Source organism: Actinomadura bangladeshensis (genome assembly GCF_004348335.1).
GTDB classification, from domain to species: domain Bacteria; phylum Actinomycetota; class Actinomycetes; order Streptosporangiales; family Streptosporangiaceae; genus Spirillospora; species Spirillospora bangladeshensis.
In genome coordinates, this window is the sequence record NZ_SMJW01000038.1 from 25,646 (window position 1) to 42,005 (window position 16,360).

Consider the following 16,360-nt stretch of genomic DNA (forward strand, 5'->3'; position numbering starts at 1 on the left):
GACATTAGTTGGCCATCGCGCGATCCTGTTTCGGCGATGGACGAACTCGTTCGGGAACTGAAAAGGCTGCGCGGCGGCCGCGGTGTGCACGCGGAGGATCTTTCGCGGCGGGTCGGCCCGCAGTTGCGGGCACTGGCGGGGGCGGCGGAGCGGGCCGGGACCGCGGAACTGCGCCGGCGGCTGGCGGCGGAACTCACCGCCATCGCCGACGGCCTGCCCGACGACCTGCGGCTTGCCTTCCTCGCCGCGCTCGCCCTGCACCCGGACGCCCGGCACCGGCTGGCCGAGGACCGCATGGACTGGCTGGCGGCGCGGCTCGACCGCGGCGTCCGCACGGCGCGCCGGCGCGCCGACGAGGCGATCCGGGCGGTGGCCGAGCGCGCGGCCGCCCGGACCGGGGCGTCCGCCCCGCTGGACGGCGCCGGCGGCGTCCCGGACGGCTGGCACCTGGCCGCGCTCCGCTCGATCGTGCGGCTCGACGGGCCGGCCGTGTCGGTGACCGAGGAGCGCGACGTCGTCGCCGAGACCGGCGGCCTGGACCGGATCGCCCTCTCCACCGGCGTCCCACCGGGTTCGGGACACGCCCGCGAGGACGTCCGGTTCGAGGCGGAGGTGCTGGCCGGCGGCACGCTGGAGCTGGCCGAACGCCTCACCCCCACCTACTTCAGGCACGTCGTGCGGCTGCCGCGGCCGCTGGAGCGGCGGGAGCGGCACCGGGTCACGGTGTCGTACACGTTTCCGCCGGGACGGCGCATCCATCCGCGCTACATGTTCCAGTCGACGAGGCTCTGCGCCCAGTTCGAACTGCAACTCAGGTTCGGCGCCGCGCACCGCGCCGGAAAGGTCTGGCGGATCGACGGGCTGCCCCGCGGAATGGTGGACGACTTCACCGATCCGGCGGCACTCGTCCCGCTCGACCATTTCGGCGAGGTCCGGTTCGACTTCACCGGCCTGCGGACCGGGCTCGCCTACGGCGCGCGTTGGGAGGAATAGCCGGACGGGCGGCATGCGAATACCGCCCGCCCGGCCGATTGATTCCGGGAATGGTCAGCTGTCCGGGTCCATCGTTGTTGTCCTTCCGCTCACGATCTTCGAAAGGAAGCGCTCCCTGCCGGCACCATTGACGCGCGTCCGCGGGCTCGGCGGGCGGGCTCGCACGGGAATGCGCCAGAACGTGCTGACCAGGTGGTCACAAACGGTGCGGTGACGGGGTCACAGCACCGGGACACCCGCCACGATCAGCGGCGCCGGCACCGCCAGCGGGTGCCGGAGCATGCCGTCGGTGTCGGGCGGAAGCCCTTCGACCAGGTCGCCCAGGTCCAGCCGGACGGCCCGCCACCGCGCGCCCCTGCGCCGCTGCGCGGCGCGCACCACCGTGCGGAGCGCCGCGAGCTGGTTGGGCCAGGCCGGACCCGTGCCGAGGAACACGGGCACGAGGTCGTGGAGGGTTCCGGTGAAGTCGGTGGCGCGGCCGGCCTCGAGGAGGACGCCGAGCTTCCTGGTCCCCCAGGCGAGCGTCCGCGCGGGCAGGCCCAGGGCCTCGACCTCGCGGTCGATGGCCTCCATCTCCAGCAGTTCGCCATCGTCCCAGCCGCCGTCCAACCCGTGCCGCCGTTCGACCGCCTTGCGGGCGAAGCGCACTTGGAGGGCGTGGCGCCGGGCGACGTGCGACCATTCGGACCGGGACCTCGCCTCGTGCTCGAACCGGCTCGACAGTGCCGCGACACGGGAGTCGAACCGCGCCAGGTTCACGCGCGGCAGCTCACCGCGGACGACGGCCCGGGAGGTCTCCATGCTGAGGGCGCGCACGGCGTCGTTCACGGCCGACACGTAGCGCTCCTCCTCGTGCGGCCACCGGATCCGAGGGTCGCGCAGCAGGGCGTCCGCATGCCGCAGCCAGAGCCCCGCCGCGTCCCAGAGGCGGTGCACCTCCAGCACGTGGGCACGTTCCCGCGCGGTGATGGCGCGCCTGTGGTCGTCCTGGGGCAGCAGATGCTCGAGCACGTCCAGAACCGGCAGCGCGGCGATGTTGTAGCCGTCGCGGAGCACCCACACCTCCTCCAGCAGGAACGCGATGGCCAGCTCGCGGTCGGGGCGCGCGTGCAGCAGGTGGTGGTGGCCGTCCCGCAGCAGCCCGGCGACGGCGGCGCGGTCGGTGCCGTGACGGCACGCGAGCAGAGCCCGGTACGCGCTCTCCAGGTCGTCGGTGACCGGGTCGGCCGGCGGCCACAGGAGCGGGCTCGCCGGCCCCCGCCCGGTGGCTCTCGCCAGCCGGCGGTCCGCCGCGTCCAGGATCGCCCGGTACGTCTCGGCCCGGACGGCTCCGGCGTGGCGGGACGTCTTCAGGCCCCGGGGCCGCACCGCCCCGCCGGGCGTCGGCCGCCGCCGCTGTTCCCGCCCGCTCGCGGGCAGGAGGTCGCGAGCGGCGTACGACGTCTCGGCGAGGTGGCGGCGGTCCTCGGCGACGGCCCTGCCCACGACGGTGGCGACGCCCTCTTGGACGTCACTCGACCGCACGCCGCCCGGCCGGACCCGGCCGTCCCCGCCCGGCCCGGATGGCGCGGCCGAGCCGGGTCGTCCGGACGGTGCGGGTTCGGACGGTGCGGGTTCGGACGGTGCGGGTTCGGTAACGAAGGACCCGGCGACCACCCGGTCGGCGCGATCGACATGCTGCTCCAAGGCGTACCGGGTCAGCCCTGTCCGCCGGCGCACCTCGGCGCGGCTCCAGGCGTGCCCGTCGCAGACACCCCGGTAATGCCCCCACAGGGTGAGCTCGAACGCGGTGATCGAGCCGTGCTCGGCGGCGTCTCCGGCGCGCCGCCACAGGTCGCGCTGGATCGCAGTGCGCGTCCACCCGTGCGCCGCCGGATAAAGGCCGACCGGTCGCGCCGCTGCCGGTTCGCCTGCGTCCAGCCAGCTGAGCAGTTCGCTCAGTCCGACCTGGGCCGCCGCGAGACGTGCGGCATCGCGGGCGCTATCCAAGGCCGGAGAGGTCGCGGATCGTGACGGTGTTGCGGTCGGTGGGGCGGTTTCCGAGGGAGAGCTGCGGCCATTGGCCGGCGAGTTCCTGGCGGCTGCGCTCGCTCCAGGCTCGGGCTTCGGCACCGCGGGTCTTGTAGAAGTTGAGCGCGTAGCCGCCGGTGTGGACGCGCAGGAGCGTGAAACCGCCCGGGTACTCCTTGACCGCGCCCACTTCCTGCTGGACGACCCGGGGTGCGAGCGGGAACGTCGAGCGCTGGTTGCGGTGCGTGTGGCCGGCGTGGTGGAGGAAGACGCCGGGAGTGCGGTTGTAGGCGGTGAGAATCCGCAGGGACTGGCCCGCGTCCAGGGAGTGGGTGCCGGTTATGGCGAGAGGGTCGTTCTCGGTGAAGAGCGGGTGGTGGCCGAAGACGATGGTGGGACGGTCCGGGTCCTTCGCCAGCTCGGATTCGAACCATGCCCGCTGGTCGGTGGAAAGGCCGCCGGAGTCGCCGCCGTCGCCCGGCTTGTCGTAGGTGTCGAGGCCGATGACGCGCAGGCCCCGCAGGTCGTGGGAGAAGTACGTCCGGCCGGACGGGAAGAAGGCGTCCTTGAAGCAGTCGTTCCCCTGCCACGATCCGGGAGTGCAGGACGCGTAGGGTGCTCCCGCATGGGCCCGGTCATGGTTGCCGCGCGCCACCAGATAGTCGGTGCCCAGCGTGCCGAATGTGTCGAGGATGCTCTTCGCGTTTTCCAGGTCGGCGGGGGCCGCCTCGCTGGAGACGTCTCCGGCGGCCAGGAGATAGGACGCGCCCCGGCTGCGGGCGTCCGCTATGAGGGCCTTCGCCATGACCTCGGGGTAGGGCGGGTGGCCCGGCACCTGCTCGATGCCCTTGATCCACGGAAGCTGCCCGACCAGGCCCGCGACCGTCTCGCCGAGGTGGAGGTCGTTGCACAGGGCGACCGAGAAGAGGTGGCGGCCCGGCGGCGGTTGCGGAGTCGTGAACGCGAACACGTCGCCTTCCGGACGGCCCGCCGCCGAACCGAAGGCCAGCCAGGTCGGCGATGCGGAACGTCCCGCCGAGCGCGCCCTGTAGTAGTAGGTGCGGCCCGGTTCCAGGTCGGTCAGCTCGACGTAGTGGTACGGCGTGTCCGAGGGGCCGTGGGCCGCGGACGTCAGGCGGGACGGGTGCGTCCCGTAGAGCACCTCGGCGTCGGACGGCGCCGGGACCATCCGGCCCAGCCCGTCGTCCGTCCCCGGGACACCCGTGTACCAGGTGAGGACCGCCGACGTCTCGGTGACGGTGACCAGTTCCAGGTTCACCGGCTGGACGCCGCCCGCCGTCAGCGCGGACGCGGCCTCAGCGGTGGGCAGCAGGGACGCGCCCGCGACGATCGCGCTCCAGCGGAGCAGGGCCCGGCGGCTCGGACGGCAGCAGATCATGATCGCCACGGTGCCACCGGGGAGATCGTCCGAACAGGCCCAAAGACACCGAACACGCCCGGAGAAGACCGCCGCCGGCACCGCAGGGCTCCGGCGGGTCGCGGTCAGCCGGCGACGGCGCGCAGGCGCTCCTCGCGGAGGCGGCCGGCCCAGGAGTCGTCCAGCGGCTGCAGCTCGGCGCCGACCGCCCAGGTGAGCAGCAGGTCGGCGAGGCCTGGGTTGCGCACCAGGGCGGGCCCGTGCATGTACGTGCCGAGGACGCGGCCGCTGTAGGCGCCCTCGAAGCCGTCGCCGTTGCCGGTGCCGTGCACGACCTTCGCGAACGGGCGCGCGTTCGGACCGAGCTGCGTGCGGCCCTGGTGGTTCTCGAAGCCGGTGATGCGGGGCACGTTCAGCTCGCCCGCCACGTCGCCGACGATCTCGCCGACCGCGCGCTGCTCGCCGCGTCCCGACCGGATGTCGAGCAGGCCCAGCCCCGCGACGGGCTGCCCCTCCTCGCCGCCGAACTCGTGGCCGAGCAGCTGGTAGCCGGCGCAGACCGCGAAGACCACGGCCCCGGACTGGACGGCGCGGGCGAGGCCGCCGTCACCGCGCAGCCGCTGCGCCGCGAGGATCTGCGGCCGGTCCTCGCCGCCGCCGAGCAGGTAGATGTCGCCGTCGGCGGGGACGGGCTCGTCCGACCGCAGGTTCACGGTCTCGGTCGGGATGCCGCGCAGCGCCGCGCGCCGCTCCAGGACGATGGTGTTGCCCTGGTCGCCGTAGGTGCTGAGCAGGTCCGGGTAGATCCAGACGATCTTTATGCGGTCAGACGACACGGCCGTACCTCGTTCGGATGTTCTGGAAGGCGGTGTAGTTGGCGATCACGTCGAGGTGCCCCGGCGGAACGGCCATGACCGCCTGGTCGATGTCGTCCACGACGGTGAACGACACGTCGGCGGCCTCCAGCCGGGCGGCGAGGTCGATGCGGCGCTCGCCGGTGACCCACACGGGACGGCCCCGCAGGATGCGGTAGTCGACGTCCCACAGCCAGGACGTGTCGCGGCCGTCCGGGCCCTGCGCGTTGATCGACAGGGCGACCGGGCCGGGCGCGGGCTGCAGGACGTCGAACGCCTCCAGCCAGCCGGCCGGGTTCTTCGACAGCAGCAGCCGGATCGAGCGGCCCTCGTGCTCGACCGTCGTGTAGCGGCCGGCGACGGAGGTGACCTGCGACAGCAGCGGCAGCGCCTGCTCGGGCGGGACGCCGAACTGGGCGACGACCGCGAGCGCGATCAGCGCGTTCGAGCGGTTCGCGCGGCCCGGCAGCGACAGGCCGGTGAGCGGGTAGGAGCGGCCGTCGGGGGCGGTGACCGTGTCGCCCTTCAGCGTCCAGTCGGGGCGGGGGCGGCGGAAGTGGCACTGGCGGCAGGCCCAGTCGCTGTCCTCGTCGGTGTCCTGCCGGTCGAGGGGGCCGCCGCACTCGGGGCAGCACCAGGAGTCCTCGCGCCAGTGCTGGCCGGCCGCGACCCAGGTGACGCTCTTGGCGCTCGCGGCGCCCCAGGTGACCAGCGGGTCGTCGCAGTTGGCGATGACGTGGCTGGTCGGGGACGCCTCCAGCGCGCGGCGCCACTTGCCGGCCAGCAGCCAGATCTCGGCGGCGCGGTCCATCTGGTCGCGGCTGAGGTTCATCAGCGCGACGATGTTCGCCCCGGTCTCCTTCAGGACCATCGGGACGTACTTCTCGTCGCACTCCAGCACGCCGTAGCGGGCGGACGGCGCCGACGCGAGCGCGGACACGTGCCCGGTCGGCATGTTCGCGCCGAACGCGTTCGTGGCGACCTCGCCGAGCGGCGTCATCGCCGAGGTGATGAGCCGGGTCGTCGTCGTCTTGCCGTTGGTCGCGCTGACGAGGACGAGCTTGCGGTCCTTCGCGAGCCTGGTCAGCAGCTCGGGGTCGAGGCGGAGGCCGACCTTTCCGCCGATCACCGAGCCGTCCCCGCGGCCCGCCATACGGGACATCTTGGCGGCCGTACGACCGAGCGCGACGGCCAGCTGCGAACGCAGCGGAAGATCGCTCATGCTCTCCGTCTTCTCTGGATGCGCCGGGAAACGCTCCGAGCCTAGCCGCTGGGCGCGGTCCTCCGGGCCGTTGCGGGGCGTACCGGCGGGTTCCGGGACGTCCCCGGGCCCGGCGGTGCACGATGTGAGCATCATCACACAGGGCCGGGGTAAACCATCGTGCGCGATCTTGACCTGTACCGACATGTCGTGATTCGGTGCGACCTCCGACTACGGTGCGCCAGATTTCCGTCCACGCATCCGCGAACGGCGACACCCACTACTTTTGTCGGAGGCCCCGCTGATCGCGGGGCGGCGGTCCCCGTCCCGGCCGGCGGACCAGGACCGCGGGCGCGACGAAGCGGCGAACAAGGCGAGGTCTGAGCGATGCAGTGTCCTACGTGCGGCAACGACACGCCCGGGACGCTCGGCAAGTGTTCGCACTGCGCGGCGCCGATCGACGTGTACTCGGTCGGTCCCGCCGTCCCGCCGGCCGCACCGGTCGCGGACGCCACCCCGGTCACCGGGACCCCGGCCGGCGGCGCCGACGCCCTCGGCGACCGCACGATGATGGTGCCGCCGCCCACGCCGTCCTGGGCCCCCGCCCCGAGCGCGCAGCCGCCCGCGATGCCGGACCTCGCGATGCCGCCGCAGCCGCCGGGGCCGCAGCCCGGCTCGCCGGAACCGCCGGCGCAGCAGCCGCCGCTGCGGCTGACGGCGGAGCCGTCGGCGCCGCCGATGCCGTCGATGCCGACGCCCGCGTCGCCGCTGCCGTCCGTCGACCCCGAGGACACCGCGGCCTGGACGTTCGACCCCGACGAGGACTCCGGCGCCTACGGCACCGTCTCGCAGGGGTCCTCGTGGGGCGGCGGGCAGCCGGCGCTGCCGTCGAGCGAGAAGCCCGCGCTACCCGCGGCCGGCGGCGCCCCGTCGAACCCGTTCGGCCTCGCCGAGCACGTCGAGCCGACCGAGTCGATCGTCCCGGACTCCTGGTTCGCGCAGCCGCGCAGGCCCGAGGGCCCGGACGCGGACGCCACTCAGGTGTGGGGGCGGCAGGACGGCGGGATGGCGCCGCAGCAGCCGACCGCGCCGCCGGCGATGCAGCCCGGGATGCCGCCGGCGCTTCCGTCCGGCCTGCCGGACGCGGAGGCGACCCAGTACGCGCCCGGCCCGATGCCCCCCGGGGCGATGGGCCCCGGCCCGATGCACCCCGGCCCGATGAACCAGGGCGGCATGAACCCGGGCGGGATGAACCCCGGCATGCAGGGGTTCGGCGGGAACTTCGACCAGACCCGCATGGACCCCGGTTCGCCGATGGGCGCTCCCATGGGCGCCCCGCCGATGGGCGGCCCGATGGGCCAGCCCGGTATGGGGACCATGGGCCCGATGGGGCAAAGCGACCCGATGTACGGCGGTTTCCCGCCGCAGCAGCAGCCGCCCGGCGGGAAGAGCGGCGGCGCGAGCAAGCCGCTCATCGCCGCCGTCGCCGCGCTGGTCACGGTCGCCGTCGGGGCCGTGGTGTTCGTCGTGTGGCCGTCCGGTGACGACTCGTCGGCGAGCACGAACCCGACGTCGACGCCGTCCAGCAAGCAGGTCGCGCAGAAGAACACGATCCCGCCGGAGACCAAGCAGCAGGCCCAGGTGCTGAACAAGATCCTGGACGACAGCGTCGCCACCCGCCGGATCCTCGCCGGGGCGCTCGGCCGGGCCGGCAAGTGCAAGACGCTGCCGCAGGCGATCCAGGGCTTCCAGAAGGTCGCGCAGCACCGGCAGAACCAACTGGCCCGCACCAAGGCCCTCAAGGTCGACAAGCTGGGCAACGGGGAGCGGCTGCGCGGCTCGCTGTCGGAGGCGCTGACGGCGTCGCTGGAGGTCGACATGGTCCTGCTGCGCTGGGCGCAGGCCAACCAGCGGGGCTGCCGCGGCAAGCCGAAGCCGAGCGCGGCGCAGGTGCCGGGACGCGCGGCCCAGGAGCGGCGTGCGACGACGGCGAAGAAGCAGTTCGTCGTCCTGTGGAACCCCGTCGCGAAGAAGACCGGGCAGCCGCAGCGCAGCTGGAAGCGGGTGTAGCCGCCGGACGGAAGGCCGGTTACGGCCGGGTTTCGACCGTGGACGGACCGTCCTGACCCGGTGGTCGCGCGTTATGTTGTGACCGTTCGAATCCACGGGGGCAGGGGGCCGTCATGCGGTGTCCGAACTGCGGGACCGACACTATGTCGTCGTCGCCCACATGCATGCGGTGCAACGCGCCCCTGCCGGTGGAGGGCGACGCGACGGCCCACGACCCGACCGCCCACGACGCGACGGCTCATGACCCGGCCGCCCGCGACTCGGCGTCCCCGGGCCGCGATCCGTTCGGAGAGATCCCCGTCCCGCGCGAGCCGCTGCCGCCGCCGTGGGCCGGGCAGAGCCCCACCCCGTGGCAGTCGCCGCCCGACTACACGACGCCCATGCCGCCGTCGGAGGAGCGGTCGATCCCCCTGTCTCCCGAGCCGTGGGCGGAACCGGCGATCTGGCAGCCGCCGAAGCCGCCGGGCAAGAGCCGGCTCCCGTACTTCCTGGGCGCGGCGGGCGTCGTCCTCCTCATCGGGGTGGCGCTCGGGATCGTGTTCTGGCCGAGCGGGTCGAACACCCCCGAGACCCCGCCCGCGGCGGTGCAGCCGTCCACGCCGTCGAGCCAGGGCACCGTGCCCGAGACGGGCGAGACCGGGGCGACCGAGGGCACCGGCGACGCCGACGCGCAGGCCGGGGCCGTGAACGACCTGCTGGACGACATGGGCGGGACCCGCTCCGACCTCGGCACGGTCGTCGAGGAGGGCTGCACGGCGAGCGGCCTGCAGCGCATCCTCGACGAGCGGCGCGGCCAGTTGGAGAAGGCGCGGGCGTTGGACGTGGGCGCGCTGGAGAACGGCACCCAGATGAAGGACGCGCTCGTCCGCGCGCTGGAGGCGTCGACGGAGTCGAACCAGCGCTACCTGGACGTCGCGCCGGGCTGCCCGTCCGACGATGAGGTCTCAGACGTCAACTCGCGCGCCAGCAACGCCAAGAGCGAGTTCATCGGCTACTGGACCCCGATCGCCGAACAGGTCGGTCTTCCGTCCCGCACCGAGAGCGACATCTGACCGAGGCCCGGCCCGGTGTGCGTCAGCCGCCCACACCGATGGCGGTTCCGAGCGCGTGGACGGCCTCGGCCAGCACCGCCACGCCCGCGACGCGGCGGCCGAGCCGTCCGAGCGCGCCCTCCATGCGCTCGGGGTCGGGGTCGTCGGAGCCGGCCTCCTCCCGGATGTCGGCGAGGTCGCGGCGCGCCCGTCCGGGCTCGGCGAGGCCGCCGGCGTGCGCCTCCAGCAGCCGCTCCACACGGGCGAGGGCGTCCACGACGTCCTGCCCGGCCCCGGCGGCGTTGATCTGCTGGTTCTGCGTCACATGGTCGCCCGACGCGACCTGCCCGTAGACGGTGCCGCTGATGTTGAGGGCCCGGTCGCCGTGCTCGCTCATGCGTCCTCCGAATGGGTCGGAACTGCTGCTTCCGGAAAGGCCGTGACCGCCCGGACCGAACAGCGGGCCGCCGGAGTGCGCCGCGTCCACGGTCATGGGAAGGAAAGTATCCGGGCAGGACGAGGGCGCGCCATCGGCTCGGGAACTGTGGCCGTATCGCGCCGCCGCTACGGACCGTCAGGACCGCCCGGTTCACGGTGCTGGCCGAGGAAGGGCAGGCCCTTGGACGGGTCCTCGAAGGGCTCCACGAAGCGTTCGAACCAGCTGAGGACGGGTTCGAGCCATTCGGTGACGCGCATCGTCTCGGCGACGTGGTCGATCTGCTCGTCCTCCTCGAAGCCGAGCGCGACGACGGTGAGGTCCTGGTAGAAGCCGGCCTGGTCGTCGTCGCCGTAGAGGGCGGTGAGGGCGAGGGGCCGGTTGCGGGCCAGTTCCATCGACAGCGGGTGGCGGCGCAGGGCGCGCAGGCGGTGGCCGAGCTTGGCGTCCGGCGGCTGCTTGAGGCCGGGCAGCGGGTAGTCGAGCGGCGGCGCGAGGGTGTGCTTGTCGGGGACGCCGGCGCCGTAGGGGAACAGGCGGTCGAGCTCGTGCAGCCACTTGACCTGCGGGATCATCCACTGCGGACCGGGCGCGGTGCCGGCCGCCGCGCCGCCGAGGAGGCGTCCGGCGACCTCGGCGACGGCGGCGGTCAGCTCGGCGGGCGGGTACGCGGCGCGCAGCGCCCGCGACCGCCGGGACACGGCCCGTTCGAGGACGGTCGCGAGCGCGCATTCGCGGAGCCGCGGCGCCAGCCGGGACCAGGCGCGCCCCAGCTCGGCCGGGACGGCGGGCAGCGGCCGGTTCACCGCATGCGCCAGGACGAGCGTGTCGGCCCACAGCCGCAGCCAGGCCCAGTCGGGGCCGCCGGCGATGAGGTCGGCCTCGCGCAGTTCGAACAGCGTGCAGGCGCGTCCCGAACGGCATTCGCAGCCGCAGGCCGCGGAGCGGCGCCCGTCCACGGGAGGCGGCGGGCCGGGCAGTTCCTCCTCGCGCCCTTCGCCGAGCGGGACACGGACCCGCAGCGGGCGGTCCATGCCGTCCGCGAACACGGCCGCGACGCCGGGACGCAGCGACACCACCTCGCGGGACTGGTCGTCGTCCAGGTTCATGGCCGCGCCGACCTGGTGCCGGTCGTCGTAGGCGGGCAGCCGGTGGACGACCTTCAGCGCGGTGTTCTTGATGACGTCCGGGACGAGCTTGGTCGGGATCTGCTCGGCGACGACGATGCCCTCACCGTAGGCGCGGATCTCGGCGAGCATCCCGGCGAACAGCTCGACGGCGTGCGAGCTGCCGCGCTCGGGCCCGCGGTTGCGGAGCAGCCGGTGCGCTTCTTCGATGACGATGACGTGCCGCAGCACCGACCCGGTCGCACGATCCCGGTTCCGTTCCCGCATGCGCAGGTGCTCGACGATGCGGATGATGAGCGTCCCCATGAGGAACGCCTTGTCCTCGTCGTTGGCGACGTCCTCAATGGCGAGGACGATGTTGTCGCGGAGCATTCCCCCGATATCGGCAGGGTGGCCTCCCTCGAAGAACCGCCCCGCCGACCCGATGCGCAACGACCGCAACCGAACATCGACGAACCCCTGCACGTCGGCCATCAGCTCACGCCCGTACCCGACGTCCTGGATCACTTGAAGCGCCGCATTCTGCAACTGCTCAAGCGTCGGCACGGCGGGCTCGATGAGCGAACCCGGCACACCGCCGCCCGTGACCACGTCCCACCCGTTGTTCTCGTAGACCCTCTGCAGCGCCTGCGCCATGATCTGCGGGAACGGCTCCTCGGCATCGAACGCGGCCTGGAACAGCGCCCGCACCATGTCGATATGCGCCTGCACCGGATACCCCGGCTCCGGCGCCAGCGGATTCACCGACAACGGCACCGAGCCGGGATCGGACGGATTGACAACGGTGACCGGCCCGCCCAGATCCTGAATGCGCCCCGCCATCGCCGCGTACTCCGACTTGGCGGGCTCGATCGCCAGCCACGGAATCCCCGCCCGCGTCAACTGCTCAAGCAGATGCCGGACGGTCTGCGACTTACCGGCCCCCGTCGCGCCCGTCACGAACACATGCCGGTTGATGGTCGACCGAGGAACGGTGAACCGTCCGACCTCCCGATCCTGCCCGTCCAGGATGGCGCCGAGTTCGATCTCCGGCTCCCCGAACTGCGGCGTGGTCTCGGACGTGACGTCGAAATACCCGGCCTCCAGCACCCGCAGCCCGGGCACTTCCCTGCGCGGTAGCCCGGCGAGCGCGGCCAGCGCCCCCGCGGTGGCGATGAACGGGAACCGCTGCTCCGACTCGCCCATCGGCCGAACCGGCACCGGCGCCGTCCCCGGGCTGAGCATCTCGCTGAACGACCCGCTCCCCTGCCCCGACCGCAGCCGGTAAGGATGGTGTCCCAGCTCCATCGAGCCGACCAGCACCGGCGCGATCTGCCCCAGCTCCTCCTGCGACGCCGCACCCGCGACCACCCGCACCTGCCACAACCCGGCCTCGCGGAAGGCGTCCAGCTCCGCGAGCCGCTGATCGGCCCGCGCGACAGCGAGCCGCGCGTGCTCGTCCTCGCCCCGCCGCAGCATCCGCAGCTCGTGCTGCAGCTCCCGGACCTCGTCGTCGATCATCCGCTCGTCGCACGGGTCGGCGACGACGAACCACCCGAACGGCCGCTCCATCAACGTGACGAGTGTGGCCTCGAACAGCCCCGGCCCGCCCCCGGCCCCCTGCGGCGCGAGCCGTCCGGGACACCGCGTCCAGGCCATCCGCTCCGCCTGCCGCAGCCACCCGTCCCCGATGGGCATTCCGCGCCCGCCACTCGGGAACAGCAGCCCATGCGTCTCGACACCATCGACCGGCGTCCCGATGGGCCCGGCATTGGTGATGAGCTCCAGCGGCGCGCCGGCCCCGGCCGACAACCACCCCACGACGAACGGCCGCCGCAACCGTGCCGCCGACAAAGCCGCAGGTAGCACACTGACGAAGTCCCACTCCGCCGAAGCGTCCCGCTGCGGCGCCGGAATCGCCTGGATCCGATACCAGGGCCCGGGCAGCACGAACTGCTGCTCAGGGACGGCCCGCATCCCAGGCGGCGTCCCACCCGGCGGAACCCCCGTCCCCCCTCGATACGGCGGCACCGGCGGCATCCCAGACGAAGTCACCCCCGCATCCTGACGCGCCCCCACGCCCCGCGCCAATGCAACGCCAAGAAGAGGCAGAAGGGACCAGCCACGTACCCACCCACGGCTTCAGACACCAAGAAGCCGCGCGGCAGGGAAGGTACGGGAGAACTCCCATGCCGCGCGGCAGCTTGAGGGTCAGCGGCGGACCCGAGACTTGAAGACGGCCTGGACGAGGGCTTCCGGATCAGGAGCACTGACGATCTTCCACTGCGTCCCACCAGGAACGAGCGCCCACCACTCCCCCGTGTGTGTGCCCCACCAGCAGATGACGCCGGTCCGCTCCTGCAGGCCGGCGATCGTCTTCGCGTGAGGCTGGCCCGTATAGGGCCGGGGAACCGAGATCGGTACGTCGCTCGTCTGCCACCGGTGGGTCTGGGCAGCGAGGACGGCCGTCACGTAGGGGAGAAGAATTCGAGTGATCCGCTCGGCCGCAAGACCGGGCCTGGTGTGCGGGGCCAAGTCCTCGCCGGCGCTCGACCGATACCACCAGATGTCGGGCGTCGTTCCAGGGACGAGCGAAATGCTCTCCCCGAAGTCCGGGATGGCCGGATCAAACACGCGGAGGAGCGGGCAGGGGCCCTCATAGCGCGGGACGGCCTTCCAGCCTTCCCGGATAACTTCCTGGGCAAGTCGGTCAAGGTGGACCGTAATGGACGAAGCCGGAGCGCCGACGTTCAGATTCTTCGGCTCGATCCACCGCATTACCGTTCCACCCACTTACTGGATCCGGACCTCCATTGAGTGGACGCGCGATTGAGTTCGTCTAGGAGCGCCCTACGGAGTTCTTCTGCGGTGTCGCGTACGACGGTCGGGTCTACGCCGGCCTTAGGGTCGTGCAGAGTGGCGACCCAATCGCCAAGCTTTCCGTCGTAGCGCGTTGCACGCCAGATGCGGTGACCCTGGAAGTCCTCGCGGAGTCGAGCCAACGCCTGGTCGGCGGGGTTGACAGGCATATCCATGATCGTTTGAACTTTCGATGTGATTTCTCTCTGTTACCGCTCCCAATCTTCCTGTGATCGGGTTATCTTCTGGAAGAGCAAGAGGCTCGTCGAAAGAAACACCCCCACGCGCGGTTAGAAAGCCGCGACGCTTTCGGATCCTGGAGGCTCCCATGCCCCGTCGCCCCCGCGACCCCGGCGTCCCGTCCTCGCCGACCGAGTACTTCGGCACAGAACTTCGGGCTTATCGTGAAGCGTCCAATTTGTCCCGACCCCAGTTCGCCAAGAGGCTCGGCTTCAGCCCGCAGTGGATCGGCCAGATCGAATCGGGCAATTCAGCTCCTTCAGACGACTTCGCCCGAGCGTGCGACACTTACTTCCAGACAAACGGGAGCTTCTACCGCATCTGGGAGTGGATCCGAGACTTCGACCGCCTCTCCGTCCTCCCTCCGGGCTTCCCCGACTTCGTCGAACGGGAGCGAGAGGCCGAGGTGATCCACATCTTCGAGACCATGGTCATCACCGGGCTCTTTCAGAAGCCCGCGTACGCACGAGAGGTCCTCAAGCTGGGAAAGACCTCCGACACGGTTGACCAACTGGTGACGGCCCGGATGAAACGGCAGGAGATCCTCAAGGACGAGGACCCGCCCCACGTGTTCGCGATCTTCGACGAAGGCGCCATCCGTCGTCCGATCGGTGATTCCGAGGTGATGAAAGAGCAGATCCAGCACCTCATCAACCTGGCGGAGCTGCCCAATGTAACCATCCAGGTAGTCCCAACTGCCAAGGGCGCCTACGCGGGACTGCCCGGAGCGTTCATGATCCTCTCTTTCAGCGACGAGCCAGATGCTGTGCTTGTCGAGGGCCATGTAGGCGGACAGCTCGTCGATCACTCTGCGGTTGTCCGGAAGTATGGGGTACGTTTCGGTTTGATCAGGGCTTCGGCGCTGACCGCCGAGGACTCCCTGAACCTCCTCCGGACGATCTTGGAGAGCCTATGAGCACAAAGGACCCGCAGGCTGTGCAATGGCGCAAGAGCCATCTCAGTACAGACACCGGGCATGCGTGCGTAGAAGTGGCGGACCTGGCCGAAGCGGTGGCGGTGCGGGATTCCAAGGACCCGGACGGCCCAAGACTGATCTTCGGCCCGTCGGCGTGGCAGGCGTTCGCGGCCCAAGTGAAAAACGGCGCCCTCGACCTAGCCTGACCTGACCCGTCCCCGACGAGCCAGAGCCCCTGATCCGTGTGCGGCGCACGGCCCGGGGCTCTCGCCGTCCACCCCTCCTCCTCCATCGGCTCGCGGTGCGTCGGGGCCGTGAGCCAAGCCATAACCCGACACACCGCAAGGCGACGAGGGGTGCCGCGCCGATTCGGCCCAGACATCACCGCTCCTCGCCGCCCGGTCTCCGCACGCGTTGCCCGCCCGGTCCACGGGGCGCCGGCGCATCTCGCCCTCTCAGATTCAGCGTGGTCTGGTGAAATGATCACATGGGTGCAAGCCGCCTTGATGTGTCATCGCGGGGGCTGCAATGCATGCCCTACGATCCACATGGCTCGGCGGAACGCGCCCGAAGGGTCTCACACTTGATTCTCGGCTGTCTTACACAAAGGCGTCGACACCTAAGAATACGCCGATGCCAATTACCAGGGCGGCTTGCCCGATGAAGGACCTCAGGAGTACATGCTGCGGCACATTAGGCTCATCCATGAAAAGCGTTGAGAGCAGGATTCCGGGCCTTCCAGTGCCGCATACAATCGCCCACATGAACAGTGCCGCAGTGGACCAGAGAGTCTTCTCGGCCGACCAGCCATACCACTTGAGCTTGACCAGCAATATCCCTGGGGCCGCCACCCACATCATGACGGCAGCGCCCGTACCACCGGGGCCGAGCAACTTGCGATCCCTCAGCGTGAGCACGATGACAAGCGCGAGGGCCGAGGTCGCCGCGGTGAGTGCCATGCTGCCTCCAGTCCCGCGAGATCACATCCCTTTGATGAAGTCGCCACCACTCCCAATGCGGTGCCGGACCACTGGGTATTGGTTCTCCAGTACATTTGGTACGCCTTACCCCGACTGGCCCCTCGCGCGGCCTTCTGGAAGCTGCCGACCGCACCTCCATGATTCATTATGGCCCGGCCGTACCGGCGCTTTCTCAGGGCTCACGATCACATGCGCCTTGAACGGGCGCGCTGTTGTCTAGGTCGGGGGGTCGGCCTTGTGTTTTCCGTTGGGTTTCAGGGGGGAGACGATTCGGGCCGGGCGGGAG

13 protein-coding genes are annotated in these 16,360 nt (G+C 71.4%); 5 read left to right on the top strand and 8 right to left on the bottom strand.

Going from position 1 to position 16,360, the window contains the following annotated elements:
• The first annotated feature begins 36 nt into the window (after positions 1-36).
• Positions 37-993, top strand: coding sequence for a hypothetical protein (locus E1284_RS10320; RefSeq protein WP_131938801.1), 957 nt, complete (start codon positions 37-39; stop codon positions 991-993).
• A gap of 219 nt (positions 994-1,212) precedes the next feature.
• Here E1284_RS10320 and E1284_RS10325 read toward each other — a convergent pair whose 3' ends face one another.
• The 4 genes from E1284_RS10325 to E1284_RS10340 all read right to left on the bottom strand — a co-directional run bounded on the left by E1284_RS10325 (position 1,213) and on the right by E1284_RS10340 (position 6,457).
• Positions 1,213-2,982 carry a hypothetical protein gene (locus E1284_RS10325; protein WP_131938802.1) on the bottom strand — a complete coding sequence of 590 codons (1,770 nt, stop codon included), beginning with the start codon at positions 2,980-2,982 and terminating at the stop codon, positions 1,213-1,215.
• Positions 2,975-4,402: a purple acid phosphatase family protein gene (locus tag E1284_RS10330; RefSeq protein ID WP_131938803.1), complete on the bottom strand. Its 1,428-nt coding sequence runs from the start codon at positions 4,400-4,402 to the stop codon at positions 2,975-2,977. The genes E1284_RS10325 and E1284_RS10330 overlap by 8 nt, the downstream gene beginning before the upstream one ends.
• A gap of 104 nt (positions 4,403-4,506) precedes the next feature.
• Positions 4,507-5,217, bottom strand: coding sequence for a type 1 glutamine amidotransferase (locus E1284_RS10335; protein ID WP_131938804.1), 711 nt, complete (start codon positions 5,215-5,217; stop codon positions 4,507-4,509).
• Positions 5,207-6,457 (bottom strand): Mur ligase family protein, encoded by a 1,251-nt coding sequence (locus tag E1284_RS10340; protein WP_131938805.1) that lies wholly within the window; start codon positions 6,455-6,457, stop codon positions 5,207-5,209. The genes E1284_RS10335 and E1284_RS10340 overlap by 11 nt, the downstream gene beginning before the upstream one ends.
• A 366-nt stretch (positions 6,458-6,823) precedes the next feature.
• Here E1284_RS10340 and E1284_RS43630 point away from each other — a divergent pair, with 366 nt between their 5' ends.
• Both E1284_RS43630 and E1284_RS10350 read left to right on the top strand, forming a co-directional pair.
• Positions 6,824-8,506 carry a hypothetical protein gene (locus E1284_RS43630; RefSeq protein WP_131938806.1) on the top strand — a complete coding sequence of 561 codons (1,683 nt, stop codon included), beginning with the start codon at positions 6,824-6,826 and terminating at the stop codon, positions 8,504-8,506.
• A 164-nt stretch (positions 8,507-8,670) separates the two neighbouring features.
• Positions 8,671-9,558 carry a flagellar basal body-associated FliL family protein gene (locus tag E1284_RS10350; RefSeq protein ID WP_131938807.1) on the top strand — a complete coding sequence of 296 codons (888 nt, stop codon included), beginning with the start codon at positions 8,671-8,673 and terminating at the stop codon, positions 9,556-9,558.
• Between the two features lie 22 nt (positions 9,559-9,580).
• Here the strand turns inward: E1284_RS10350 and E1284_RS10355 are convergent, their stop codons facing one another.
• The 3 genes from E1284_RS10355 to E1284_RS10365 form a co-directional block, all read right to left on the bottom strand.
• The gene (locus E1284_RS10355) at positions 9,581-9,934 is read right to left on the bottom strand and encodes a DUF5955 family protein (protein ID WP_131938808.1); all 354 of its coding nucleotides are present in this window, start codon (positions 9,932-9,934) and stop codon (positions 9,581-9,583) included.
• Positions 9,935-10,101: 167 nt separating this feature from the next.
• Positions 10,102-13,056, bottom strand: coding sequence for an ATP-binding protein (locus tag E1284_RS10360; protein WP_131938809.1), 2,955 nt, complete (start codon positions 13,054-13,056; stop codon positions 10,102-10,104).
• Positions 13,057-13,290: 234 nt separating this feature from the next.
• Positions 13,291-13,857, bottom strand: a complete 567-nt coding sequence (locus tag E1284_RS10365; RefSeq protein WP_131938810.1) for a hypothetical protein — start codon at positions 13,855-13,857, stop codon at positions 13,291-13,293.
• A 409-nt stretch (positions 13,858-14,266) separates the two neighbouring features.
• On the opposite strand from E1284_RS10365, the gene E1284_RS10370 reads away from it, so the two are divergent.
• Both E1284_RS10370 and E1284_RS10375 read left to right on the top strand, forming a co-directional pair.
• Complete coding sequence (locus tag E1284_RS10370; RefSeq protein ID WP_131938811.1) at positions 14,267-15,094, top strand: helix-turn-helix domain-containing protein; 828 nt, start codon at positions 14,267-14,269, stop codon at positions 15,092-15,094.
• Positions 15,091-15,300, top strand: coding sequence for a DUF397 domain-containing protein (locus tag E1284_RS10375; protein WP_131938812.1), 210 nt, complete (start codon positions 15,091-15,093; stop codon positions 15,298-15,300). Before E1284_RS10370 ends, E1284_RS10375 begins: the two co-directional genes overlap by 4 nt.
• Positions 15,301-15,693: 393 nt before the next feature.
• Here E1284_RS10375 and E1284_RS10380 read toward each other — a convergent pair whose 3' ends face one another.
• Positions 15,694-16,053 (bottom strand): hypothetical protein, encoded by a 360-nt coding sequence (locus tag E1284_RS10380; RefSeq protein WP_131938813.1) that lies wholly within the window; start codon positions 16,051-16,053, stop codon positions 15,694-15,696.
• Positions 16,054-16,360 lie beyond the last annotated feature (307 nt).

Excerpts from the sequence above, each read along its gene's own strand:
- E1284_RS10370 (WP_131938811.1), top strand. The coding sequence starts at position 14,267 with ATGCCCCGTCGCCCCCGCGACCCCGGCGTCCCGTCCTCGCCGACCGAG.
- E1284_RS10350 (WP_131938807.1), top strand. The coding sequence starts at position 8,671 with ATGCGGTGCAACGCGCCCCTGCCGGTGGAGGGCGACGCGACGGCCCAC.
- E1284_RS10375 (WP_131938812.1), top strand. The coding sequence starts at position 15,091 with ATGAGCACAAAGGACCCGCAGGCTGTGCAATGGCGCAAGAGCCATCTC.
- E1284_RS10320 (WP_131938801.1), top strand. The coding sequence starts at position 37 with ATGGACGAACTCGTTCGGGAACTGAAAAGGCTGCGCGGCGGCCGCGGT.
- E1284_RS10340 (WP_131938805.1), bottom strand. The coding sequence starts at position 6,457 with ATGAGCGATCTTCCGCTGCGTTCGCAGCTGGCCGTCGCGCTCGGTCGT.
- E1284_RS10355 (WP_131938808.1), bottom strand. The coding sequence starts at position 9,934 with ATGAGCGAGCACGGCGACCGGGCCCTCAACATCAGCGGCACCGTCTAC.
- E1284_RS43630 (WP_131938806.1), top strand. The coding sequence starts at position 6,824 with ATGCAGTGTCCTACGTGCGGCAACGACACGCCCGGGACGCTCGGCAAG.
- E1284_RS10330 (WP_131938803.1), bottom strand. The coding sequence starts at position 4,402 with ATGATCTGCTGCCGTCCGAGCCGCCGGGCCCTGCTCCGCTGGAGCGCG.
- E1284_RS10360 (WP_131938809.1), bottom strand. The coding sequence starts at position 13,056 with ATGCGGGCCGTCCCTGAGCAGCAGTTCGTGCTGCCCGGGCCCTGGTAT.
- E1284_RS10365 (WP_131938810.1), bottom strand. The coding sequence starts at position 13,857 with ATGCGGTGGATCGAGCCGAAGAATCTGAACGTCGGCGCTCCGGCTTCG.
- E1284_RS10380 (WP_131938813.1), bottom strand. The coding sequence starts at position 16,053 with ATGGCACTCACCGCGGCGACCTCGGCCCTCGCGCTTGTCATCGTGCTC.